Origin of the sequence: Caballeronia arvi (genome assembly GCF_001544695.2) — a bacterium.
Classification (GTDB): Bacteria; Pseudomonadota; Gammaproteobacteria; order Burkholderiales; family Burkholderiaceae; genus Caballeronia; species Caballeronia arvi.
The window spans coordinates 77,288-101,786 of record NZ_FCOM02000012.1 but is presented as its reverse complement, the minus strand read 5'-3'; the positions used below and the strand labels follow the sequence as shown (position 1 = coordinate 101,786).

Below are 24,499 nucleotides of genomic sequence, written 5' to 3'. Positions count from 1 at the left end.
AAACAGATGGTCCAATCGATGACGGATATTCCGGCTGATGTCGCCACTCAAGAGACGGATCTGACCGGCCACCGTAAGAGTTTCACGATCGAGGGGATTGCGCACAAATTCCCCGTGCCGAACGCAAGCCGGATCGGCAATTTGATCGTATCGAGTGCGATTCACGCCGTTGACCCGGTAACGCGCGCGATGCCGGACGATCTGGTAGCTCAGTGCGCGCTCGTTTTCGCCAACATGCAGGCGACGGTGGAAGCAGCGGGGGGCAGCACCGACGACATCATCAAGATGACCGTCTACCTGCGTGATCGGGGCAACAGGGGACCGCTAAACGACGAGTGGGTGCGGATGTTTCCAGATGCCGACTCTCGACCCGCTCGCCATTCGCAGCTTCTGCTGGTGGAGGGACCTTCCCTAATCCAGTGCGACTTCATTGCGGTCGTCAAAGATCGCACTTGAGCACGGCTGGGTGTCCTGCGCGGCGCACGGAACTCGCGAAGACGGCACCCCGACGGGCGGCAACACAAGGAGACCACAATGACGAGTGACAGTTCGATCAGTCTTTCGCGACGCTCACTTCTCGCAGCGGGATGCATCTGCCTAGGATGTGCGGTGAGCGGGCCGCTGCTTGCAGGCGTGCTGAGCGTCGAGACCGGGACACCGGAATTCTATCGCTTGCTGGTCGGTGATTACGAAGTAACCGTACTCTCGGACGGTAAGAGTCCCCTGCCGGCGATGAGGCTCCTGCAGGGCAATGCGGCGTCGATTGCCGATGCGCTGAGGCGAAGCGCTTTGGGCGAAGAGGTCGAGACTTCCCATAACTCCTTTCTAGTGAATACGGGCAAGAGGCTTGTACTCGTCGATGCGGGGGCCGGTTCATTGCTAGGACCGCGTACCGGAAGACTGCTGACTAATCTTCGTGCTGCGGGCTATCGGCCGGAGCAGGTCGACGAGGTCTATCTCGCTCACATGCACGCGGACCATATCGGCGGTTTGATGTACGGAGATCAACTGTCGTTCCCGAACGCGATTGTCCGCGCCGACCAGCGCGATAGCAACTATTGGTTGAGCGAGGACAACATGCAGGCCGCGCCTGAAGCGGCCAAGCGGTTTTTCCAGGCTGCCTTGCTTTCATTATCTGCGTATATCAATATCGGCAGGCTCAGAACATTCGACGGAATCACGGAACTTGTTTCAGGTATTACAACGCGGCCGGCATACGGACATACGCCGGGTCATACGATGTATGAGGTGCAAAGCAGGGACGAAAGACTATTGCTTTGGGGCGACATTGTCCATGTTGCTGCTGTCCAGTTTGGCGATCCGAGCGTCACTATCGGATACGACGTCGACCGGATCGAGGCTGAACAAGAGCATCTGCGCGTTTTTGGAGACGCGGCGCAAAACCGATACATGATCGGAGGCGCACACTTGCCGTTTCCTGGCCTAGGGCATGTTCATCGTGACGGTGGCGCGCGCTACACCTTTGCTCCCTTAAGTTAGTCGATGGTTCAGTTATCTAAAGAAAATAGACCGCGAAAAATCGTAGATACGGGAGGTCCGGCGCGGCGCTAGCCATTGCGCAACGTTGAGGCCATACCGACAGCTTTTTTGTAGATAGTAGTACTAATACAATAAAGTTAACCGGAGACATCATGAAGAAGGCAATCTTTTTACTGACTGCGATGGGATCGTTCGCAGGAACGGCAAATGCGCAAAGCAATGTGACGCTGTATGGACTTGTTGACGCCGGATTCGCCTATGCGAACAACGTCGGCGCGCAAAAACTCTACACGGCAAGTTCAGGAAACGTCCAAGGCAGCCGCTGGGGTCTGCGCGGAACTGAGGATCTCGGTGGCGGTCTGCGGGCGTTGTTCGTGCTAGAAAATGGATTCAATCCGTTCACCGGACGACTGAATCAGGGAGGTGACCTGTTCGGACGACAGGTGTATGTCGGCCTGGCGATGGACAAGTATGGCTCGATCCTGCTGGGCCGGCAGTATGATTCCGTGGTTGACTACACGGGTCAACTGGAGGCTGCCAGCCAATGGGCGAGCTTCTATGGCGGCCACGCGGGCGACCTGGATAATATGAACAACACGAACCGGGTAAATAATGCGGTCAAATATGCAAGCGCAAACTACCATGGTCTGACGTTCGGCGGGCTATACAGCCTCGGTGGGGCAGCTGGCAATTTCAACCGCAATCAGATCTGGTCAGGTGGCGTCAACTATTCCCAAGGGCCGCTTACTCTCGCTGCGGCCTATCTGAATGTCAAGAACCCAAACTACTCTTTCTTCGGTAACAACGCCTCTTCGTCCGCGTCCGCGACGAACATGTCAGGGTCCCAGGTGTATTCAGGATTCGCATCTGCCAGGACGCAGCAGGTGATCTCGACGGGAGCGGCTTATGTGCTGGGCTCAGCCACGTTGGGTGCGACTTATAGCAATACGCAGTTTCGAGGCCTGGGCGAAACAGCAGTCACAGGTCAACCTGCCGGATCGGCGAGATCGGGCGACGCGAAGTTCCATAACGTTGAAGCCAACTTCAAGTATCAAGTCACGCCATATTTGCAGTTGGGAGCGGCATACGACTACACGAAAGGTTACAGCGTCACGAGCGAAAAGATCCATCAGGCGATGCTGGGCGCTGACTACTTCCTCTCGAAGCGAACCGACCTTTACGCGGTTGGCGTCTATCAGCATGCTTCGGGGAAGAACTCGTACGGGGGCAACGCTACCGCGCAGATAACGACGCTCTCACCGTCCTCATCGCAGAACCAGGTCGCGGCGATCCTCGGTATTCGCTCAAAGTTCTGATTTCAAAACACGGTTGTCCGGGGTCCGACGGGAACCCAATGCGCATGATCGGTAGGTTCGGCAGCACTTTTCGAGTGTATTGCGGGAATACGCGCCGGTCCTGCGCGTCATGTCTTCGTTGAACCCCAGCAAGACGGCCATCCAGACAGTGCGGGTACGTGGGATAGCTAATTGTCCGAATTGGACGCTGAAGGTCATTTTGGATGCGCAGGATGCGCGCTGGAAATTGCAAAGGAGGTTTCGTTGCTGATCGGAATTCCCAAGGAGACGCGAGCGTTCGAAACACGCGTCGCCGCGACGCCCGAAACGGTCAAGAAGTACGTGTCCCAGGGCCATAGAGTTACCGTACAGCGCGGTGCAGGAACGGCCGCGAGTTATCTGGACGACGCGTACGCAGATGCGGGTGCCGAACTTGCCGATGCGCTTGCCGCATTAGGCGCAGAACTCGTTCTCAAGGTTCAAAGCCCGACCGATTCAGAACTGCCGCTTCTCAAACGAGGCACAGTGCTGATCGGCATGCTCGAGCCGTTCAATAACGAGAACGCATTGAAGCTAGCAGCTGCGGGCATCACTGCGTTTGCGCTCGAAGCCGCGCCGCGCACGACGCGTGCTCAAAGCCTCGACGTACTGTCATCTCAAGCCAATATTGCGGGCTACAAGGCCGTGCTGCTCGCAGCCGACCTATACCCGCGCTTCATGCCGATGCTGATGACGGCCGCAGGCACTGTGAAAGCCGCGCGTGTGCTGGTCCTCGGCGCTGGCGTCGCGGGCTTGCAGGCGATCGCGACGGCGAAGCGCCTCGGCGCCGTGGTCGAGGCGTCGGACGTGCGACCTGCTGTGAAGGAGCAGATTGAATCGCTCGGTGCGAAGTTCCTAGATGTGCCATACGAAACCGACGAGGAGCGCGAAGCCGCCCAAGGCATCGGCGGTTACGCGCGGCCGATGCCGTCTGCATGGCTCGCGCGTCAGTCAGCCCTCGTTCACGAACGGGCGATACAGGCCGACGTCGTCATCTCGACGGCGCTGATTCCTGGCCGCCCCGCGCCGACGCTACTTTCCGTTGAAACCGTGCAGGCGATGAAGCCCGGCTCGGTGGTGATCGATCTCGCAGCCGGACGTGGTCCCGAGTACGGAGGCCGGCGCGGAGGAAACTGTCCGCTGACAGACGCGGACACCGTCGTCGTCAAGCATAGCGTGACCCTCGTGGGCCACACAAACCTCGCGTCGATGGTTGCATCGGACGCTTCGGCGCTGTACGCACGCAATCTGCTCGATTTCATGAAGCTGATCGTCACGAAGGAAGGCACGCTCAATATCGATCTCGCCGATGACATCGTTGCGGCCACGTTGCTGGTGCGTGATGGCGAAATCACGCACAAGGCTTAGGAAGGAGGCGGGCAATGGAAGTCATTAACCATACCGTGATCAACCTGATCATTTTCGTGCTTGCGATCTACGTCGGCTACCACGTTGTCTGGAACGTGACGCCCGCTTTGCACACGCCGCTGATGGCCGTGACAAACGCGATTTCCGCAATCGTGATCGTGGGAGCGATGCTCGCGGCGGGGCTCACCGTCGGCGGCACGGGCAAGCTCTTCGGCACGGTTGCTGTCGGGCTCGCGGCGGTGAACGTATTCGGCGGCTTCCTTGTAACAAGACGGATGCTGGAAATGTTCAAGAAGAAGGAGCCCAAAAATGTCGCCGGGACAGGCAACTCAACGGGGAAGGGGGCGTAAATGAACCTCAATCTTGTCAGTATGAACGTAGTTACGCTCCTGTATCTCGTCGCTTCGGTCTGTTTTGTCCAGGCGCTCAAGGGGTTGTCCAATCCAAAGACCTCGCGGATGGGGAACACGTTCGGCATGGTCGGCATGGCGATCGCGATTCTGACGACCGTCGCGCTGATAGCGAAGCAGGCCGCTGTGTTTGGTTCGAATCTTTCGTTCGGCTTGTCCCTGGTGTCCGTCGCGCTCGTGCTTGGCGGCGGTATCGGCGCGTTCGTCGCTGCGCGCGTCGAGATGACGAAGATGCCGGAACTTGTCGCGGCGATGCACTCGCTGATCGGTATGGCGGCAGTGTGTATCGCGTACGCGGTGGTGTCCGAGCCGACTGCGTTCGGGCTTGGCGCCGAAGACGGTATTGCGGGCTTGCTGCCCTATGGCAACCGGATCGAACTCTTTATTGGCACCTTCGTCGGCGCGATTACATTCAGCGGTTCGGTCATCGCATTCGGCAAACTGTCAGGAAAGTACAAGTTCCGGCTGTTTCAGGGCGCGCCGGTCGTGTACTCGAGGCAGCATCTGATTAACCTGCTGCTTGCGATTGCGATGATCGTCTCCGGCGTGATCTTCGTTGGCACGCAATCGTGGGTGCCGTTCATCATCATGACGCTAATTGCGTTTGCGCTGGGCGTGCTGATCATCATCCCGATTGGCGGTGCGGACATGCCCGTGGTCGTGTCGATGCTGAACTCGTACTCGGGCTGGGCAGCGGCGGGCATCGGCTTCTCGCTGAACAACGCGATGCTAATTATCGCGGGCTCGCTGGTCGGCTCCTCAGGTGCGATCCTGTCGTACATCATGTGCAAGGCGATGAACCGCTCGTTCTTCAACGTGATTCTGGGTGGCTTCGGCGGCGAGGCGGCGGCGGCGAGCGGAGGTGTCGCGGCTGAGCAGAAGCCGGTGAAATCAGGGTCGGCGGAAGACGCTTCGTTCATGCTCAGCAACGCCGAGACGGTCGTGATCGTGCCGGGGTATGGTCTGGCTGTCGCGCGCGCACAGCATGCGCTGAAGGAGTTGACCGACAAGCTCGTCGAGCAGGGCATCGACGTGAAGTACGCGATTCACCCGGTCGCGGGGCGGATGCCGGGGCACATGAACGTACTGCTGGCGGAAGCCGAAGTCCCGTATGAGATCGTCCATGAAATGGAAGACATCAACGGTGAATTCGGCCAGGTCGATGTGGTGCTGGTCCTTGGCGCGAACGACGTGGTGAATCCGGCTGCGAAGGTTGATCCGAAGTCGCCGATCGCGGGGATGCCGATCATCGAGGCCTACAAGGCGCGCACCGTCATCGTCAACAAGCGGTCGATGGCAGCGGGGTACGCCGGTCTCGACAACGATCTTTTCTACATGGACAAGACCATGATGGTCTTCGGCGACGCAAAGAAGGTCATCGAGGAAATGATTAAGGCGGCCTAGCGGCTTCCGCACTTCCCGAAGGATAGATCGACGGCTGCCGTCCCGATCGTCCTCACCATAAGCCTTCCCGACGGCGCACGGCACTCCGGACAGTGGCATGTGCCTGCGCTGGCTTCAGAGATTTCAACCGCTTCCGAGGGATACAACTGGATGCCTTGGAGGTCTTTCCCGAGATGAAGGAGCAATCATGAAGACGACTTTCCGCAATCTGGTGATGGCTGCAGCCGTGCTGATGCAGACCGGCATGGCGCACGCCGAAGGCGGCGCGATGGGGGTGTTTGTTGCGACCCCTGAGCAGCTCTCTGTCAGCGAAAGCGCGTCGAAAACGGTCGGCGTGTCCCAAGTCAACGGGCAGAGCGCGCAGGTCCTCTATGGCGACCCGACGAAGGCCGGGCTCTATACCGTGCTGCTGCGACTCGACGCCCACAAGCGCATTATGCCGCTCTCGCACCCGGACTCCCGCTTCGTGACAGTCCTGTCGGGAACGTTCTATATCGGCTTCGGCGACAAGTACGACCAAACGGGGCTCAGGGGACTTCCGCCAGGCGGCATCTACACTGAGCCCGCACACGTCAACCATTTCGGCGAGACGCGGGATGAGCCCGTGCTCGTCGCTATCACCGGATACGGGCCCAGCGGAACGACTTACGCCAACCCGGCCGAAGCGCCCAAGCCCGGCAAGTGATTTTCGTTCATCAGGGTTTGTAGTGGGGAGCAGAAGGATAGTGAATCCGTTCTAGTGCCCGTGCCCGGTATTTCAAACTGCAGAGCCGGCGTCTAGGGCACGCCTGCCCTACCGCGGAACAGCGTCGCCGCAACAGGCAGTTGCTCGACGCGGTGCGACAACCATATCCATTCAGAAAACGAGGTGAACGAAGTGCACGCAACTTCCGAGCGTAGTCTCGAAGGCGTCCTATTAGCAGCGGCGCGCATGCTTTTGTCGGTCCCGTTCATTTGCGGCGGAATTCAGAATCTTCTGTCCTACGGCGGGTTCGTGGGGTACCTCGCATCGAAAGGGATGCCCATACCTTCAGTGTTGGCGGCGCCCTCTATAGCTACGGACCTGATCGGTGGCCTGCTTCTGGTATTCGGATTTCGTCTGAGACTGGTGGCGCCCTACCTCGCGCTATACACCCTGTTCACCGCCTTCGTCGGACATCCGTTCTGGCTGCTAGATGACCCGATGAGTCGGGGCGAGATGACTTTCCAGTTCTGGAAGAATTTGTCCATTGCGGGTGGTCTGCTTGGAACCGCCTTCTCCAGCATATCAGCGCAGAGCCGGGTAGCCGGCGGCCGCATCCTTCAGTAAATGGCGTCTTCGAAGTTGCCGAGAGCGGCTTAGGGGAGTGGGATGGTACAGCCGTATGAACGCCGTAGACCACGAACACTATTAGAACTACAAAGCAAAAAACGCGTTTTTTAGGAGACGATAATTGAAGAGGCATTTCGTTTTAGCGTCCAGCATTCTCATATCGCATGCTGCACACGCACAAAGCTCTGTCACGATGTACGGGATCATCGACAACGGTCTGTCATATGTGAGCGATCAGCGAACATCCACCGGAGCGGGGCATAGCAACGTCTTTGCATCGTCGTCAAATATTGTCGGCAACCGCTGGGGCCTCCTCGCATCCGAGGAACTTGGCGGAAAACTGAAGGCGCTATTCAGGCTTGAAGGAGGTTTTTCTGGTCAGACAGGTGGACTTCAGCAAGGTGGCCGCTTATTCGGCCGCCAGGCTTGGGTCGGACTCTCTGAGCCGGCTTACGGGACGGTCACGGTCGGCCGCCAGTATGACTCAGTTGTCGACTATCTCGCGCCTCGAAGCCTTGCGCAGAGTTTTGTTGGAGGCCTGGAATTTTCGCATCCGATGGACAACGACAACTTTTCTGACTTTTCCCGGCTGAATAACTCCATCAAGTATGCGAGCACCGATTTTCATGGCTTAAGATTTGGCGGGGTCTATGCATTGTCAAATACTGCTGGCGGTTTCAATGACAACCGCGCATTCAGTGCGGGAGCAACTTACGCGATCGGGACGCTGACAATCAGCGCGGCATACATGCAAATCGATCAACCGGGCAACGGGGTAACTGGAGCACTCGATGGATCCAGTGCCTCAGGCGATAGCACCTTCCACGCGGCGCGCCAGCAGGTCTGGGGCGTCGGTGCGAACTACGCTCTCGGTGCCGCGACGTTTGGACTCGTGTGGAGCGAGTCTCTACTGACCGATGCGACAGCTGTCAACCGTGGAAATTCGCTTGCGCCGGTCTCGACCGGCGCGCCGACCCACCTCCGCTTTAGCAACTATGAGGCAAACGTGCGGTACCTGGTTACGCCGGCATGGTCGCTCGCGGCGTCGTACACCTTCACTGACGGACGTTATTCGAATGTATCGGTTCTCGCGAAGCCCAGATGGAATCAGTTTAACGTGATGACTGGGTACTCGCTCTCCAAGAGCACGGACGTTTATCTGATGGCTGAATATCAGCATCTGAGCGGTGCAACCGGAACGATTTTCAGCGGCGCCTTTATCGGGGGCAGTGGGGGAGCGTCAGCCACAAACCGGCAGTTCCTCGCGAGCGCAGGGCTGCGCGTCCGCTTCTAGGAGGTCGGAGAACGGAAGGCACGCCGAGCGGCGGTTTGCCGCCCAGCAGTCCGCCTTGGCCCAAGCGGCGTACTCGCCATAAAAGGCTTGTCGGGTTCGCAGGCACGCTGTTCTCGCTTTTGCCGAGGCGCAGGCTCATTTGTCGCCCGCTGATAGGCGACAGACGGTGACAATCCGCCGTCCCGACTGATTCGGATCGCACAGAAATCGTTGGAATAAATGGGATCACAGATGAATAGTCGAATACTCGGATTTCTGGATTTCTTACAGTCGCGTGCGCATCGGCTGCGCAAGCGCAGACGAGCGTTATCTTGTACGGTCGTATCGATAACGGAGATGTGTGGCCTGCTGCCACGTTTGCTCCCTCTGCTCCCGCGGCGTTCGACCAACCGATGTTACGAGCGACGAGCTTCGGTGGTTGCCATTAAGAGCACGGACGTTTATCTGGCGGGTCGACCGGCGCGATGTGCAGCAACGCTTTTATCGGCAGATATGGGGGCTTCATCGGCAACCCGGCAGCGTCTCGCGAGCGCGGGGTTTCGTGTCCAACCCTAAGAGAGCAGAGGACGGGGCGGCCTCGGCGCGCGCCTATTGGACATCGCGAATTATGCAGACAAGCCCACTGCGCTGGCCACGTCGACGCGGCGCCGGACGGGTGCAGACGTGCTCGCGAGCATGTCCTCTGCGGCGCATTGCGATTCAATGTTCATGAACTACATACTTTCAAGCGCCGCAACATTGCTAACGTAAGCACTCTCGAATAGGCATTTTATTTGACTCCGAATCAATATTATGCTAGTGTAATGCTAACGATAGCGCAACTTAATGTTGCCGTAGTACGGCTGACGTGAGCAGCAACGTTCGTTCGATGTCGACAGCAACAAGTCGCTGCGTTGATACGTCTGGACGGCAATGAACTCAAGACGAGCACATAGCGTTGGTCGTCGATTCTTCAGGTGATGCGCAGCGATGCGTCTTGGCACCTGCAGACAGGAGGCTAAAGTGTATTTCAATGAGGGTTCCTTACGATGCGTTGTCGAAAAATGGTTTGGACGTGATTCTATTTCGTCCTTGAGGGTGAGCCGTGTCTGGCATGCGCGGTTGGGTCGAAATCATTGTGTTCGGGTCCAGTCGTCACGGCCCGAAAACGGCGTGATCATCTTTTTCTTTCGGCATGGCGACGGGAACTGGAACGTCTTTCCGCCCGGAGCCAGCCGGTCGGCATCGGCAGCTAGTGATCTTTGCTTTCAAGGGCCGTTTAAGAATGGCTTTAAATAATAGCGTTGGGCACATCCGGACTTGACGCTGCTTTGTAAGACTATCGAGTCCAATATAGGCCGACGGCATAAACGCGGGATCGGAAGGTAGTTCGGAGTAGGGTTGCCGGTCTGGCTGCCGATTGATTTGACCTTCGCTTCCGCGATGGCCCACGCCGTTCGCAAAGGCTGGCAAATAAACGGCCGTAATCTGCGCGTGGCCGTGCGCATTGATGTGCTGAGCAATACATGGCTCGCCTTAGGATCACGATCGGCAGAGCAGAATACAAGCCGACGAGCGGGCGGCAAGGAAAAGCGCAGGACCGTCGCGAAGACGCCATGACGCTCTTTTGCGACTAGTGATTAGGCAAAGAACCATCACTTAGGATGTCAGAATGTGCCAAACAGTATAGGCAAGACGGCGGCTGTCATTCACCGGCTGCCGCGATTATGGCGTTGCCAGCCGGGACACTTCGCCTTCCTGGTTTGTCCGGCGGTGGCGAAGTAATGTCCAAGACCGGAGATTTTCGTGCCGAAGTGAGACGCCGCTGCGAGCGGTTGGGACAGAGGCATTATTACATTTGAAAGCGGGAGTTCTTGATGTCCTCGTCACCAGTACGTCTCAAGACGCGGCTCGGCTTGAGTTTCGCTGCATTTGGTTTGCTATGCGTGATCGTTGCAGCGTTCGGGCTGAAGGGTATCGCCGATGCAAATTCCCGGGCCGAAGGTTTCTATCAGCAGGTCGTTTTGCCAGCGCAATACCTCCAGAATGCTTTCCGACTGCAATGCGTCCGGGCAATCCAGCTTCTTGAGGCGATGTCCATCGACGACGCTAAAGCTAGAAATGAACGCTTTGATCTTATTGAAATCCTGAAGCGACCGGCGGATCGACAGTTCGATCTGTTTCGACTCAGCGACAAGCCTTCTTCTACGCGGGCGCTCGCTGCGAAGTTCATTGAGGACAGGGCGCGCCTCGAGGAAGGCTTTACCGGAGCCGTGCGATTAGGCCGCAGTGGCGATATGGCGGCGGCCGCTGCCGTCATGGCACAACATGTACGCCCCTACGCGATGTCAATGGGACGAGGCATCGATCAACTTTCTGAAGCCCTCAGCAAGGAGGCCGATGACTCGCGGCATCGCGATGACGTCGCCTACAGGCGGATCCTGGTGATCATGGCCGCGCTAATTGCGATCGGCGGTTCGGTGGCGTGTGCTTACGTGTGGCATCAGATGAGATTACTTGGGCGCAGTCTCGACGGAATTCAGGCTGCAATTAACGAGACCAGCCGCACGCTTGATTTGACTCGTCGGGCGCCTGTTGAAAGGATGGATGAACTCGGCCGCACGGCCTCAGCTTTCAACGAACTGATCGGGCGCTTCTCGAAGGCGATTTGCGCCGTCCTGATGGCAGCGGATACCATTGGGACGGCAACAAGACAGATCTCGGCTGGCAATGCCGACCTTTCGTGCCGGACAGATGAGCAGGCTGCGTCTCTGGAAAAGGCTGCGGCCAGCATGACGCAACTGACAGAGACGGTCAAACAGGGTGCTGACAATGCCCAGCACGCAAAGCGCCTGGCAGCGAAGACGGCCAGAATGGCTGAAACGGGAGACAAAGCAGTTCGTAGTATGGTCTCGACAATTACGGCAATCAACGACAGCTCAAACAGAATCTCCGAGATTACCGGCCTGATTGAAGGCATTGCTTCTCAAACCAATATTCTCGCGCTCAACGCCGCTGTCGAGGCGGCGCGGGCCGGCGAGCAGGGCCGAGGGTTCGCTGTGGTCGCTAGCGAGGTCCGGGCTCTTGCCCAGCGTTCCGCTTCAGCGGCTAAGGAAATCAAGGATCTCATCGGGTCGTCTACCACCCTCGTGCAAGGAGGCACGCAGCAGGCCTCCGAGGTCAGCGGCACGATCGCACAGGTCAAACATGCCATCAGTCAGGTTTCGCAAATTGTCGGCGAAATTGCTGACGCGGCGGTCGAACAAAGCGTCGGAATCGAGCAGGTCAATCAGGCGGTCGAGCAGATGGATATCCTGACCCAGCGTAATGCAGCGCTCGTCGCGCAGGCAGCGGCAGCAGCGCAGTCGCTCGAAGAGCAGACCGGGCATTTGAATTTGGCAGTTTGTGTGTTTGCGATAGCGGACCAGGGCATTTCCGCTGCGCATGCAAGCGTGGCGGAACAGGCGTCTGCGCATGACATTGGACGCGTGGCATCGCGCCGCGAGCTTTCAAGCGGCACTCCCTCGCTCGAGAACTCCTCAGTTTGCCGGCGTTAGACGCTATGAGCCGGTTGCGCAGCTTCTGTTTCGACATGCCCAGTTCGCTGCCACGGAGTTCAGGCCTTGCGTGCCCGCCTTCACTCGTTGTCTGCTTCTTGCAATTATGCGACTCAACGAGTCGACCACTAATGGACGGAGCCAAAGAAAGCCATCGCTCCTTCCGCCAACGTCGAACCCGCTTCAAAATAGCCCTCGAGGCGCTCGGCAATCGCCTCGTCCAGCGTGAACGGAGGTTGCACGAGGCCCACCCTGTATGCATATTCATACCACTTGTCTAGCCAAGCGCGCAGGTCGACGACGCTCGGCGGTAGCGCTTTCGAAGGATCGTCGAAAATCTGTAACTCCTTTGTGGCGCGATCATGCGTTCAATCGGCCGTTTCCCATCTCCGGGCGGCGCTGTCCCGGCGGGAATAGATACCAGGAGCCGTCAGCGTGACGAAAGAAAAAGACCGATAGTGATCCTTGTGCCCACTCAATGCGCATGCACACCTGGCGGGTCGTGCCGATGCGGGAGCGTTCAATGAACCGAACGCGCATCGTCTGATCAGGCTTCTCACCGACCAGCCTTTCGACCTGAGCGCGCAGCGATGTGTCGCCTGCTGCCATGTCTGCTCCTGCCATGTGCGATGAACCAATACTACGGGTGACGGCGCGAGCGTCCAATCGGACGCGACGGAACGTATGCTCAGGATTTGCTGATTTGTTCCATCAGGATTTCCTGAGCCATCTGAATCTAAGCGGGCGCATAGTACCGATTTGCCGCGCCGGCGAAAGAGTTGCAGGTGGAAACCCTCTCAGGAAATCTAGATGGTGGAATCAGCTTGTCGCACCGACTTTTGCAGCCGGGACCGACTGCCACCCGCCTCGAACTCGTCGATGATGCTGTATTCGCATCGAAGGTTGATCTGTTGAAACATGGAGACTGTCGCGGGATTCGCACCATGTATCGTGACACCCCTCGCATATCTGATGCACTGCTGGCCGATGATCGACGCAACGCCAAATGCGCTCCGTCGCCTTGGCGACACGATGCGCGACCTCCGGCGTTATCACGGCGAGCAGCTTGACAAGTGGACTTTTCAAGCACTGTGCGATATGGCTGATTTGATCGACGAACTCAACGGGCATCGGGCGCGCCCGATGAGGCGGATGTTCGCCGGCGGAAACGTGGAAAAGGGCAGATAGGGGCAAGCGCATACTACAGTGCAAGCGGGCGGGCACATGGATGTCCTCCTCGTGTCCGTGCCTGCAGGTCCATGCGGGCCATGCTCACCAGGCGCTAGACCGAGCTTCGACAACGAGTGCAGAATAGGGGAAATGAAGGCAGACGCGCTTGCACAAGATATGGCTATCGACCGGTTCGGCGCATGGTGAAAGAGGCTTCGTGGCGTAAGGCGCAGCGTAATGCTGAGGCTGCTCGCGACAGTGCTCGCCTTTAGCTGTGCTGTGACACTGGTCTTGACGGCGTTGCATCTGTATCGCGACTACGAACGTGGCATCACGCAGATCGAGAACCGCCTGGCTGATATCGACCGAAGCAATCGGGACAGTTTGGGTGAAGCACTGTGGCGGCTCGATGAACCACAACTGCGGCTCGAACTCGAAGGTATGCTGCATCTTGCGGAGATCCGTGCGGCCGAAGTCCGCGCGTTGCCCGCGTCGGCGACAGCCATGGTGGTGACGGCAGGTCAACGCATGCCGCGCCTTGCCATCGCCCGCGAGTTTCCGATCGAATACCGTGTTAAGGATCGGATCGAGCGTATCGGCACACTATATGTCGAGGCGACCCTCGCAGGTCTGTATCAGGGCATCATGCGCGCCGCGATAGTGATCCTTGTCAGTCAGGCGGCGAATACGTTCTTGGTCGCGCTCTTCACTTTCTTCATTTTTTCGCGCCTCGTATCACGACTTCTGCAGGCGATCGCGCGCCGCGTCAGCGACTATGATTTCCACGAGCCACCGGGTCCGCTGGTTCTGCGGCGTGAGCCGCCAAGGGAACCCGACGAACTAGACCGCGTGGTGTCGGCATTCAACGCCATGGGCAGACGGGTGCATCGGGCCTATCGCGATGAACGTGAGGCGGCGCTCCAGCGCGAAGCGAGACTTTCCGCCGAAGCGGCCAATCGAGCGAAAGGGCAGTTTCTTGCTAATCTGAGTCACGAACTGCGCACACCGCTCAACGGCATTCTCGGGTACGCGCAGACACTGGGCCGCGACCCGACACTGAGCCTGCGGCAGCGCGATGGAGTCGCCGTCATCCAGCAAAGCGGCGAACACCTGCTGACCCTGATCGACGACACGCTGGACTTCGCCAAGATCGAGACCGGCAAGCGGCGCACTGAGATTTGCGGCGTGCCGCTCGCTGATGTCCTCGATTCGATCTGCGAGGCCACCAGCGCGAAGGTCAAGCAACATCAGCCGAGATTCGAATGCACGCTAACGGCCGACGTGCCTTCAGGCGTGTGCGACGACGCACGCCGTCTGCGGCAGGTGTTGCCGAATCTGCTGGCGACTTCGGTGACGCGTACTGATGCGGGTAGGATGCACCTCATCGTCGGGAAAGGCGAAAGCGGCTCGGTGCGTTTCAAAATCCACGATACGGGCATCCGCGTAGAGACGAATGACTATGAGGCGATCTTTATGCCGATCGAACCGGCGTGGAGCGCAGAGCGTCGCGCGGGCGGCACTGGCCTCGGCGTCGATATCACCCGGCAGCTCGTGCGCGCAATGGGCGGCGAAGTGAACGTCGAAAGTGAGATGGACCGCGGCAGCGCGTTCTGTTTCGAACTGCCACCCGCCCTCATCGAGTTGCCATCGGGGCGTGCGGGCGTGCCCGAGACGGCTGTCGCGGGCTACGAAGAACTGCGCCGCAAGGTGCACGTGATCAACGACGTGCAGAAGAACCGTGCTGTCGTGGTCGAACGATCGACGCGCATCGGCTTTATCGTCGTTGATACCGACGACGGTTACGAAGGTATCGCGTTCGCGCAGGCGCGACGTCCTGATCGAATTCTCACGGACATCATGATGCCAGGCATCGACTGTATTCAAGTCACACGCCGGCTTCGCGCGACGCCCGATTGCGTGCACCTGCTGATCATCGCGATCTCGGCCGCGACTGTCGGAATAAATGGCGCGAACTGTTTTGAAGCAGGCGCAAGCGCGTTTATTACCAAACCGGAGAAATCCGGCCTTCTGCTGGCGCGCATCGCGCAATTGCTCGGGCTCAGTTGGACTCTTACCATCGCGCCTGAGGCTTTGAGACAAGACGAATCTTTTCGGCATCTCATCGATCCGGCTTTCACCCGCCGACATCGGCGAATTGCACGGCCTTTCACCCGCCGACATCGGCGAATTGCACGGCCTTTCACCCGCCGACATCGGCGAATTGCACCGCCTTTCGCGCGACGGCAATATGAGCGGCATTGCGAAGTCGGCCGGTCGGATTACTACGAGCAATCCGACCGATGCGGCGTTTGCTGCACGTCTGCATCAGTTGGCACGCGGGTATCAATCGAAGGCGATGCTGAAACTCGTGGAACGCTATCTTCAAGGGAACACCGCATCATGAGCGATTTCGGTACCGGCGTCGGGCGCAACGGAACGGTCCTTATAGTCGATGACACGCCGGCAAACCTCGGCGTGGTCGTCGACAGCCTTGAATCGCGTGGAATCCGCGTGCTGGTTGCGCTGGACGGCAACGAGGCGCTTCAACGCGCGGATTTTGCCCAGCCGGATCTGATTCTGCTCGATGTAAAGATGCCGGGCATCGATGGATTCGAGACCTGCCGCCGTCTAAAGCGCACTGAACGTACACGCGATATCGCCGTCATTTTCATGACTTCGTTGACAGGCGATGAGGACCGGTTCCAGGGCTTCCTTGCGGGTGGCGTCGACTACGTGACCAAGCCATTGCGTGTTGAGGAAATGCTGGCACGCGTTGGCGTGCATCTTGAACTGCGCGCGATGCACAAGCAACTGCTCGCTCAAAACCAGCAGCTGATAGCGGAAGTGGCTGTACGCAAACAAGTCCAAGCGGAATTGTCGCTGATACGCGACGAGCTCGAACGCCGAGTCACGTTGCGCACGGAGGAGCTCGCGCGGGCGAACGCCGATCTGCAAGCCGAGATCGACAAGGGACGGTACGCGGACGCACGTCTGCACGCGAGCGAGGCGCGCTTTCGCACCATCGTCGAAACGAGCCCGGTGCCGCTGTGCATCACCTCTATGCCGGACGGTCGTATCCTCTACTCGAACGAGCCATTGCGTGAGCTCTTCGGCATCGCCGAAGGCAAGTCGGCCACGCTCGTGGACTTGTATGTCGATAAAACGGAACGCCAGCGTTTGATCGACCATCTGAGCACTGAAGGCAGCTTCGTCAACACCGAGGTGCGTCTCAGGCGGCCCGACGGAAAACAGTTCTGGGCCATTGCAACGGCGCGTGTGGCGACCTACGACGATTCTCCCGCGATCTATGTTGGTCTAAATGACATCACGCTTCGCAAGCAGATGGAGGAGGAGCTCCTGCAATCGCGCGAGCAGCAGCGCGAACTATACGCGTATATGGAAGGAGTCCGCGAAGAGGAACGCAAGCGCATCGCCATGGAGATTCACGATGAGCTGGGCCAGTTGCTGACGGCACTTAAAATGGACGTTTCGCTGCTCAAGATGCGCCTCGTGAATGATCCAGAAGCGGCCAAAAAGGCCGACGACATGCGCGAGCTGGTCGAAGGCACGATCTGGATGGTGCGCAACGTCGCCAGTCACTTGCGACCTGCCGCGCTCAACTTCGGCATTGCGTCTGCGCTGGAATGGCTTGTCGCAGACTTCAATCGGCGCAATGCGATCCCGTGCGTATTGCGCATCGAAGGCAGCGAGCCCGAGTTGCCGGATGCGTATGCAACGGCATCGTTCAGGCATCGCTGACGAACGTCGCGCGACATGCAAAGGCGACCCGCGTCGATGTCGCGCTCATCTCGACTGAGACCAAGCTAGAATTGCAAGTGCGCGACAATGGGCGCGGCTTCGATCAGGAGGCGGCGCATCGAAAATTTTCTTATGGATTGCTTGGCATGAACGAGCGCGCCCGTTTGATCGGCGGCTCGCTTTCGATCGACAGTGCACTCGGAGCCGGCACTACAGTTTCGATTCACATTCCACTTGCTGGCGGCACTCCAACATGATCAGAATAATCATCGCAGACGATCATGCGATCGTCCGGGGCGGGCTCAAGCAGATCATCGCAACCACGAGCGACATCGTCGTCGCGGCCGAGGCGGCCCAAGGCTCCGAGGTGGTCGACAAGTTGCGCACGTGCGCGGTCGATCTGCTACTGCTGGACATGACGATGCCGGGTATCAGCGGTGTCGACCTGATTCGCCGTGTACGGGCCGAGCAGCCCACGTTGCCTGTGCTGGTACTAAGCATCCACGACGAAGCGCAGGTAGCTTCGCGCGCGCTGCGTGCGGGAGCGACCGGCTATCTGACGAAGGACAGCGATCCGGACGTGCTCCTCGCTGCCATCAGGAAGCTCGCGGACGGCGGGCGTTTCATCGATCCGAAACTCGTCGATGCGATGGTCTTTGAATCGCATCGCGGCGATGTGCCGCGGCACGAGGTGCTATCCGATCGCGAATTCCAGGTCTTGCAGATGCTAGCTGTAGGTAGGAGCATCAACGAGATCGCCGACGCGTGCGCGCTTAGCGCCAAAACGATCAGTACCCACAAGATGCGGCTGATGCAAAAGCTCGGCCTGTCGAATAATGCGGACGTGATCCGGTACGCGCTTCGGCACGGGCTGATTGTCGAATGATATCGAAAATATGAGGGCGTTATTGATAGGTGGTAATTTGTTCGTTGGGCCGATTTGCCCTATCCTCTGCGGAAAGCGGCATCCGACACGATTTGGTACCTTCCCATGAGCGATGGCCATAAGGGAGGCCCATCGCCAGCGCAGAATCGGCGTGACGAAGTCGGCGGGAGATTAGGGGCGGTCCTGTGTACACCTTCCTCGCCCTTCTGGTCTTGTTTCGATGGATGGCGGTTCGCACCTACACGATCGAGAAGGCGACGCCCCTCTCTGGCGCGCCAGAGAGGGGCTGTCAAGAGCGCGTTCGCTTGTTCGCGGTGATCACGCAATTTCTCGACATCCAGTCTCGAATCTGAAGTTCGGAACTGTTGCCACTCACGGTCAATCTGTCTACCCAGCTTTACATCTGCATGGTGAGGTTCCTTGGGTGACGCGTTCGGGAGGCTAGGGCGCAAGGCTGGGGCGTTGATGGCTGGCGAGAAGTCGAGACCAGTCATCAGCACTCAGGTGATGAACGAGGTCACGCTTGTTATGAGCCGGAAAATGGGCCTTCCGTGGCCGGAAATCGAGAGCATTCTGGAAGACGTCGAGGTGCTTTGCGAAGTCGTGCCGCTGACTTTCGAAGTCCACAAGGAAGCACGCCGCGTCGCAGCGCACTACGGATTTAGGTTTTATGACTGTTGCGTTATCGCATTCGCGTTGCTCAACGATTGTGAAGTCCTATACAGCGAGGACATGCACCACTGTCAGGTCATTTTCGACCGATTGACCGTAACTAACCCGTTTCTTTGAACATGCCGAAGACGCTGCAGTCGTTATCGAGGTAAGCACTCCTGCATGAGGAGGCAGTGGAGACCCACAGCGGTGGTGTGCGGCAAACAAAGGCGCGCTTCAATCTCAGGCTAGATTTGACATAAGTAACATGATCGTCGTTAGAGTAGTTATCCTAAATGATTCAGGACCCGATGCGTTACTTATACGTTGACGGTTGCCGGTCAACGAAGAGCTATTTCCAAAGATCAAGCGACTGCCAGCTTGGGGGAAATCCCATCGCTTCGACCGTGGCGACACCTGGACAGGTCGGAAACGAGTCAACGAGCGCCTTAAGTGAGGTTTTCCAACGGTCGTCGAAGCGCAGCGCTTGTAGCAGGTATTGGGTCACTGCCAGCGCGCCGTATACGCGATCTCGCGAATGCGCATTTTGAGGCCCTGCAAGATGCCACAGCAGATCCACCTCGTGGCGACCGGGAGGTTTTGGATTATCAGTCAGCGAACGGTTCCATAATCGGCTGTGATGAGCGGCAATGTTCCGTAAGTGGCTTATTGTACGCAGCCAGCTTCCAAGCAGGATGTTTCTTGGAACGCCGAGCTCCGAGGCCAGCGCCTGACGATCAGTTTGCCGAAACCCGGAATAGTAGTACGAGAGCAGACCGAAATCCCAAACTTCAATGGAGATCCAGAGTGGCACCGGAAGTTCATACTTGCCCCGATAGTGCTTCATGAAGTCTTCCTTCGACCTAGCGATAAGCTTGTCATGCTGCTCGACCCACGTCTGGAAATTTGACTTGCGAGGCTCCTCGCCCGGTAAGCAGCTTGGGATCTGACAAAACTTCGGGTCCAGAAGCGTGGGCTCGAGATAGGCGCAGGGATGCTTCGAAGCCATCTGGTAGGCGATCTTCGCTCTAAGCGCTACTTCCAGTCGCTCGATCGCCTGTATCGCGAGCAGCCGCAAAGATTGATCAAACTTGTAAAGCTCCGCAACCTGCGAAAATGTCGATCCGGGGGTGAATTCCGACAGGCGCTGCCTCGGCTGATCGTTGGTGGCCCCGTCACCATCACGTGGAGGCAGAACACGGAACGGGTAGAAATATCCACTCAACCGATAGTAGCCCAGATTCTCAAGGTGCCAGAGGGCATGCTGCTCGTCGTCGACCGTAAGGCCTCGCTCCCTGAGGAGCGTCAACTGCTGTGCGTAGGTCAGGTGCGGCTTCGCGTACGGGATAGGCATCGATGTTGTTGTGGCCCGTTAACGAGAAAACCCAACCGTGCAAACTGCGCAGAGGGTTGGGCCGTATTACTCACAATTCTAAACTAAAGGTTGAAATCGTCAATAGGATTGCCGCCGCCACCTTTTCTCGCGGCGAGACGCACGTTGCAGAGGCGAGGGCACTGATGGAGCAATGCCACGGTACCGCTGTGGCAATGCTCCATCAGTCTGACAAAAACAGAAACTCCGGTTTCAGGCCGCTGAATCGGGAAAAGGTTCCGGATGTGCCATAAACGCATAAACGCGTAATTATTTGATTTGTCCCTGTTTATACGAGGGTGGCGCTTGCCGGATGACGAGTAGACGGGCGAGCCCAGACCGTCTAAACGCATCAGACGAGCGAATGAATTTGACATAAATGAATTTGCCAAACATTTATATGTTGTACTAAAGGTTCTATAAGTACGAACGCCTGGAAACTCACGGAGCAGCGGCGGTCCTTGCACGAGCGCTGCCGAGTCTAGATCAACTCGTTAGCTTCACGAATTCGTTGAGCGGTCATCGGCAGCTCATTTTGCTCGAGCACTGTCGCAAATTCTTCTACTGAGCTCAGCGGTCGTTTGCGTCGAGCGTGCATTCGTTTGAATGATGAGATCGCGACTAGCGGCTCAAGATGCCATTGGTTCACAATGAATCGATCGGGATGTACGAATTCAATTCCGTACGGCGTAACAGCGCTTTGAGGGAAGTCGCGGACATTTGCGGTGACGATGCAATCCGCATGACCGGCCACGGCGGCCGCTAGAACATGCCTGTCGTTAGGGTCGGGGAGATTGAGACTTTCCATCAGCGGAGACCACGCTTCATCAAGCACTTGCCAGTCTGGTACGGCGTCGCGCATAGCGTCTCGTCGAACCCAAAGTCTGTCCTTCAGATCCGGGCGCCGCTGTACAAGCGCCAGCATCCATTCTTCTTCGATTCTGCTCGACCATTTGGCGCTGAAAAGCCCGGCGGTCGCCAGACTAAGCAGCGCATCCGTCTGGGCGATAGAGTAGAGCACACAAGCGCGGCTGCCACGGGCGCGACGCCGTGGCGCCCGTGCTTCGGCGTCGCCGATGCCCGGAAAACGATCTGACGGTTCGGTAGCCATCGCGTAGTCGTCGAGTTGAAAGCGCGCCGAACGTAGCACATTGATCGGTGCGCGAGAGATTTGCAGCGATTCTTGAGCGCCGGGTTGCTTGTCGGGCTGATTGCTGGCTGCCTTGGAGTGCGATCGGGGGCGCTTCGCTTTTTCCAGGCGATTAAGATTTATCGTAGCACGTAGTTTTCGAGCTTCATTTGGCAACGTCAGCGGAGGCGCGGCGTATCGGGCACGAGAGGGTGGAGGACCAACCGGGGCGCTGGCCGGCGCAGTTGAAGCGGCTTCCTTCATGAGCGGAATCGCGTGCTACGGGTTCCCGAGGGGGACAGCAGATCCCGCGGTAGAGCGCTTCAGGGCTCTACCGTTGCCAGCTGGACTGATCCTTCGGAAGTTGCTTGCCAGGGTCGTTCACCTCGATTGAATTGCCGTCGCCAAGCCGGTCGCTGAAAACCACCACGTTGGTGCCGCCAGCGTGCGTCTGACTAGGAAAAACAATCCCGGTATAGCCGAGATCTCGGACAAGGTCGCTCAAGACCCAGGTCGGTGGCTCGATGTGTTGCTCGAACTGCCAATAGCGCCAGTCCTCGCGCCAATCGTACCAAAGCTCATCCCAATCACCGTGATCTGGGTGGCGCAGGTCCACCAGGTCCCGGAGTTCAGCAGCGTACGAGCAGATCGTGCAGGGCGGTAGAAAGGGGGAGGTCTGCTGATATTCGCGCAGGGCCGTCAGTTCTTCGAGCGACAGGTACAGCGCCTCGACCCCTTCGCGGTTGAAGCGTCCCCCCTTCAGCGCGGCGCCCCCGCCGCTCAAGGGGCGGTCGGCCCAGCGCGGTGTGTGAGCGCGATAGAGCGTGGTTCCCTTTGGCAGATCGGTGAGGATCATCCAACGAAACCTGCGCTGATAGACTCCAAGTAGTCGATCGCATCCTCGGTCCGGCCTTCCTGAACCAACTGGAGAATCGTCTTATGGCGAAACACCGGAAGCGGGTGGTTCTTGATGAGGAACAGCGCACGTTCGAGGTCCGGCTGGATCGCGACCGCCGCCGACACCACGCGCATCAAGTCACGCAGGGCTGCCTGCAGTCTCGGCGACTCTGGGTGCGTGCGCAGCGTATTTCGGTGCACGCCGGCAATGGTGGCCAAATCTTGCTGCTGCAGACCGAGCACGTTGGCGAGATTGACCGCTGAAAGCCGGGACGTTCCCGCTTCTCGGGCAGACTCCAACACGTCGGCAAAGGTGTCAGCGTTCATCTCTTGGCTCCGGCGACGATCCGTGACGCACATTATACGCACAGTTCAAGCATAGTGCTCATGGTGCTCCAAGAACTGGTTCCGGCATTGGAATTCGATTAGTTAGCTGCTTCACGAAAAGTTGATAGAAACAGTTATGTCAAATAAGATCGTTGAAGCGTGTTTCGTCAGTCAGCTCGACCATGCCGATTTTTCGCAATCTGGTCCCGCCTGCGCGCGACCCGAGTCTCCTCCTGATTTTTGCCATACTCTGCCTCGACAGCGGAGACAACGCCAGTGATTGCGCCGGTAAGATCCACGCGCACATTGCCTTCGACGAGACAGGTCCAATAGCGTTGGCCACGACACCAGAGCTTGACGCCGTTACGAGCGTCTCGCTCGCTCAGCCCAAGCGACGCCGCTCGCGCAAGCACATCCTTGAGAATCCCAACCTTGAGAGGAACCTTTGGCGCGGGACTGTGCGGAAAGGCGTGCGGGAAATGCCGTTGCAGCGTGGTGACTGCGCGCGCGGCTGCGTCAGCAGACGTTCGCGGAGGCTTCGGTGGCTGCTTGATTTCCCGTGTGACGTCCACTGGCGATGACGTCGAGCGTGAAGAAACCTTTTTGCGGTTGGCGCCTTGGTTCAGCTGCGCTTTGAGCGCAGCGAGCTGTTCGAATCCCATCGTGCGTGCCTGAAATCTGTCGCCCAATATTACCAGTCGCCTCCGAATATCGCCGCCGTCGGTCCGCGTTCTCACCGGCGCTCACTCGCTATTCGAGTACTCGTCACGAATTTCACTTCCGCAGCTTGCTACTTGGCGATCAGCTTTCCCTGGAGGCACTCGAGTTGGTTGGCGATGACGAAGCCGCAGGCTACCGCTTTCAGATCCTTGGTAGCGCAGATTCGGAGCCGTTCGCCCCGTTGGGTCAGCCGATCCAGAAGATGAAGCGGGCCTTTAGCCCGTTCGAAGGATGGCAGTTCCGGCTGGAGATGCTTGACCCGAGTGACGAGGCTTGACGCTGGTCCGCGTTTTGCCGGGTGCGAGTTCTATGGGCTGACCCCCGTTCGATGCCCGCCTTTTTCTGCGCGCCCACCATGGGATTAACAGTGCTTGCCACCCGATGAAAACCTGTATAAATTAACAGCACTGTATTTATATACAGCACGGAGGCGACGATGGAGCACCTGGTCAGGATCTGCAACGAGAAGGATCGGCGGACGCTCGACTGGCTTCGCAGACACGTGGGCGATGCGGAGATCGCCCTCGCCGTCCAACGATGCACAGGATCGGGCAAGCCGTATCTGTCGGCGGTTTGCCGACGCTTGGGTGTTCAAATACCGGACTTCGCCGTGCCGCGGCGGCAAATCTCGAGTCCGATCGCCGAACATTCATTGGCGACCATGCGGAGCATCCTCGCAGTGCGAACAACAGCGGCGAGACGGGTTGCTACTTCGACGTGGTAGCTGCTGGGCGGTAGGAGGCATCAGAACACAGGTTGATCTGATGGCGCGACTACCCTTCTTCGTTGAGCAGCCACGCGGGAAGGTCCCGTGCACCGTTAATCACGCGCCAGATTTCGACGTGATCGTCGCGATCCACATAAAAAACAAGATGAGGGTAGCGCTTGAGTGGCCACGAGCGAAGTCCGGGCAGATCGAGCTCGTAGGCATAGCGGGGAGATCCCACTGACGGATTTCTGCCGAGCCGCAGGTAGGCGTCTTCGACAGCAGCGATAAATCCCAGCGCGGCACGCTCAGATCCTTCTTCGAGAAGGTAATAGTCAATCTCGCTTTCGACGTCCTGCCGCGCCCGATACGTAGGGATAACCGGCTTCGACCTCATTTACGCGCATTACGCACGCGCGCGCGCAGCGACTCGAAATAGCTTCCGTCAACCGGCGTCGTCGGACCCGATGCCGCACCCTCCAGCAGCAGCGCGCGCAGTTGCTGCCGCTGCTGATCGCGGCGGATGAGTTCCCGGACATATTCGCTGCTGGTGCCATAGCCCCGTTCGTTGACTTGCTCATCAACGAAGCTTTTCAGCGTCTCCGGCAAGGAAATGTTCATGGTCGTCATGGGTGCGAGCATAACAGGCTTGCCAAAATTTGCCAAAGCTGGCGGTCTGATAAGCTCTCCTCGCGCGTCTCTACAGCGCTTGGTTTCGTCTAGT

22 protein-coding genes and 3 pseudogenes are annotated in these 24,499 nt (G+C 58.2%); 17 read left to right on the top strand and 8 right to left on the bottom strand.

The window, feature by feature from the left end:
- Window positions 1-6: 6 nt before the first annotated feature.
- The 11 genes from AWB74_RS16430 to AWB74_RS16380 all read left to right on the top strand — a co-directional run bounded on the left by AWB74_RS16430 (window position 7) and on the right by AWB74_RS16380 (window position 12,158).
- Complete coding sequence (locus tag AWB74_RS16430) at window positions 7-456, top strand: RidA family protein (RefSeq protein WP_200821979.1); 450 nt, start codon at window positions 7-9, stop codon at window positions 454-456.
- A gap of 153 nt (window positions 457-609) precedes the next feature.
- A complete protein-coding gene (locus tag AWB74_RS16425) occupies window positions 610-1,500 on the top strand; it encodes an MBL fold metallo-hydrolase (protein WP_200821978.1) in 891 nt (296 codons plus the stop codon).
- A 152-nt stretch (window positions 1,501-1,652) separates the two neighbouring features.
- Window positions 1,653-2,816, top strand: a complete 1,164-nt coding sequence (locus tag AWB74_RS16420) for a porin (protein WP_061147799.1) — start codon at window positions 1,653-1,655, stop codon at window positions 2,814-2,816.
- Between the two features lie 243 nt (window positions 2,817-3,059).
- The gene (locus tag AWB74_RS16415; protein ID WP_061147798.1) at window positions 3,060-4,202 is read left to right on the top strand and encodes a Re/Si-specific NAD(P)(+) transhydrogenase subunit alpha; all 1,143 of its coding nucleotides are present in this window, start codon (window positions 3,060-3,062) and stop codon (window positions 4,200-4,202) included.
- A gap of 14 nt (window positions 4,203-4,216) precedes the next feature.
- Complete coding sequence (locus AWB74_RS16410) at window positions 4,217-4,552, top strand: NAD(P) transhydrogenase subunit alpha (RefSeq protein ID WP_061147797.1); 336 nt, start codon at window positions 4,217-4,219, stop codon at window positions 4,550-4,552.
- Window positions 4,553-6,016, top strand: coding sequence for an NAD(P)(+) transhydrogenase (Re/Si-specific) subunit beta (locus AWB74_RS16405; RefSeq protein ID WP_061147796.1), 1,464 nt, complete (start codon window positions 4,553-4,555; stop codon window positions 6,014-6,016). It begins immediately after the preceding gene.
- A gap of 187 nt (window positions 6,017-6,203) precedes the next feature.
- Entirely contained in the window at window positions 6,204-6,701 is a 498-nt protein-coding gene (locus tag AWB74_RS16400) for a cupin domain-containing protein (RefSeq protein ID WP_061147795.1), read from the top strand.
- Window positions 6,702-6,884: 183 nt separating this feature from the next.
- Window positions 6,885-7,325 carry a DoxX family protein gene (locus AWB74_RS16395; RefSeq protein WP_061147794.1) on the top strand — a complete coding sequence of 147 codons (441 nt, stop codon included), beginning with the start codon at window positions 6,885-6,887 and terminating at the stop codon, window positions 7,323-7,325.
- A gap of 124 nt (window positions 7,326-7,449) precedes the next feature.
- Entirely contained in the window at window positions 7,450-8,622 is a 1,173-nt protein-coding gene (locus tag AWB74_RS16390) for a porin (RefSeq protein WP_061147793.1), read from the top strand.
- Between the two features lie 1,380 nt (window positions 8,623-10,002).
- Entirely contained in the window at window positions 10,003-10,221 is a 219-nt protein-coding gene (locus tag AWB74_RS45640; protein ID WP_143749244.1) for a hypothetical protein, read from the top strand.
- 257 nt (window positions 10,222-10,478) lie between these two features.
- Window positions 10,479-12,158, top strand: a complete 1,680-nt coding sequence (locus tag AWB74_RS16380; protein WP_235024596.1) for a methyl-accepting chemotaxis protein — start codon at window positions 10,479-10,481, stop codon at window positions 12,156-12,158.
- Between the two features lie 360 nt (window positions 12,159-12,518).
- Here AWB74_RS16380 and AWB74_RS16370 read toward each other — a convergent pair whose 3' ends face one another.
- Window positions 12,519-12,767: a hypothetical protein gene (locus AWB74_RS16370; RefSeq protein WP_061147883.1), complete on the bottom strand. Its 249-nt coding sequence runs from the start codon at window positions 12,765-12,767 to the stop codon at window positions 12,519-12,521.
- 342 nt (window positions 12,768-13,109) lie between these two features.
- On the opposite strand from AWB74_RS16370, the pseudogene AWB74_RS16365 reads away from it, so the two are divergent.
- The 5 genes and pseudogenes from AWB74_RS16365 to AWB74_RS16345 all read left to right on the top strand — a co-directional run.
- A pseudogene (locus AWB74_RS16365) lies at window positions 13,110-13,346 on the top strand (hypothetical protein); the annotation flags it as partial.
- Between the two features lie 219 nt (window positions 13,347-13,565).
- Window positions 13,566-15,311, top strand: a pseudogene (locus tag AWB74_RS16360) (histidine kinase dimerization/phospho-acceptor domain-containing protein); the annotation flags it as partial.
- Window positions 15,312-15,728: 417 nt separating this feature from the next.
- A pseudogene (locus AWB74_RS16355) lies at window positions 15,729-17,344 on the top strand (hybrid sensor histidine kinase/response regulator).
- On the top strand, window positions 17,341-17,973 hold the full coding sequence (locus AWB74_RS16350; protein WP_061147790.1) for a response regulator: 633 nt from the start codon (window positions 17,341-17,343) through the stop codon (window positions 17,971-17,973). Before AWB74_RS16355 ends, AWB74_RS16350 begins: the two are co-directional and overlap by 4 nt.
- Window positions 17,974-18,438: 465 nt before the next feature.
- Window positions 18,439-18,762: a PIN domain-containing protein gene (locus tag AWB74_RS16345; protein ID WP_235024595.1), complete on the top strand. Its 324-nt coding sequence runs from the start codon at window positions 18,439-18,441 to the stop codon at window positions 18,760-18,762.
- Between the two features lie 214 nt (window positions 18,763-18,976).
- Here AWB74_RS16345 and AWB74_RS16340 read toward each other — a convergent pair whose 3' ends face one another.
- The 5 genes from AWB74_RS16340 to AWB74_RS16315 form a co-directional block, all read right to left on the bottom strand.
- A complete protein-coding gene (locus AWB74_RS16340) occupies window positions 18,977-19,978 on the bottom strand; it encodes an Abi family protein (RefSeq protein ID WP_061147788.1) in 1,002 nt (333 codons plus the stop codon).
- A 499-nt stretch (window positions 19,979-20,477) separates the two neighbouring features.
- Entirely contained in the window at window positions 20,478-21,389 is a 912-nt protein-coding gene (locus AWB74_RS16330) for a PIN domain-containing protein (protein ID WP_235024594.1), read from the bottom strand.
- Between the two features lie 67 nt (window positions 21,390-21,456).
- Window positions 21,457-21,981 carry an RES family NAD+ phosphorylase gene (locus AWB74_RS16325; RefSeq protein WP_061147786.1) on the bottom strand — a complete coding sequence of 175 codons (525 nt, stop codon included), beginning with the start codon at window positions 21,979-21,981 and terminating at the stop codon, window positions 21,457-21,459.
- Window positions 21,978-22,349 carry a hypothetical protein gene (locus AWB74_RS16320; protein ID WP_061147785.1) on the bottom strand — a complete coding sequence of 124 codons (372 nt, stop codon included), beginning with the start codon at window positions 22,347-22,349 and terminating at the stop codon, window positions 21,978-21,980. The genes AWB74_RS16325 and AWB74_RS16320 overlap by 4 nt, the downstream gene beginning before the upstream one ends.
- 167 nt (window positions 22,350-22,516) lie before the next feature.
- On the bottom strand, window positions 22,517-23,011 hold the full coding sequence (locus tag AWB74_RS16315) for a ProQ/FinO family protein (RefSeq protein WP_087039045.1): 495 nt from the start codon (window positions 23,009-23,011) through the stop codon (window positions 22,517-22,519).
- Window positions 23,012-23,016: 5 nt separating this feature from the next.
- Between AWB74_RS16315 and AWB74_RS16310 the strand changes: the two genes are divergently transcribed.
- The gene (locus AWB74_RS16310; RefSeq protein WP_200821977.1) at window positions 23,017-23,346 is read left to right on the top strand and encodes a DUF7686 domain-containing protein; all 330 of its coding nucleotides are present in this window, start codon (window positions 23,017-23,019) and stop codon (window positions 23,344-23,346) included.
- A gap of 496 nt (window positions 23,347-23,842) precedes the next feature.
- On the opposite strand, the gene AWB74_RS16300 is transcribed toward AWB74_RS16310, so the two are convergent.
- Together AWB74_RS16300 and AWB74_RS16295 are read right to left on the bottom strand one after the other, a co-directional pair.
- Complete coding sequence (locus tag AWB74_RS16300) at window positions 23,843-24,172, bottom strand: type II toxin-antitoxin system RelE/ParE family toxin (RefSeq protein WP_061147782.1); 330 nt, start codon at window positions 24,170-24,172, stop codon at window positions 23,843-23,845.
- Window positions 24,169-24,405: a type II toxin-antitoxin system ParD family antitoxin gene (locus tag AWB74_RS16295; RefSeq protein WP_061147881.1), complete on the bottom strand. Its 237-nt coding sequence runs from the start codon at window positions 24,403-24,405 to the stop codon at window positions 24,169-24,171. The genes AWB74_RS16300 and AWB74_RS16295 overlap by 4 nt, the downstream gene beginning before the upstream one ends.
- Between the last annotated feature and the right edge of the window lie 94 nt (window positions 24,406-24,499).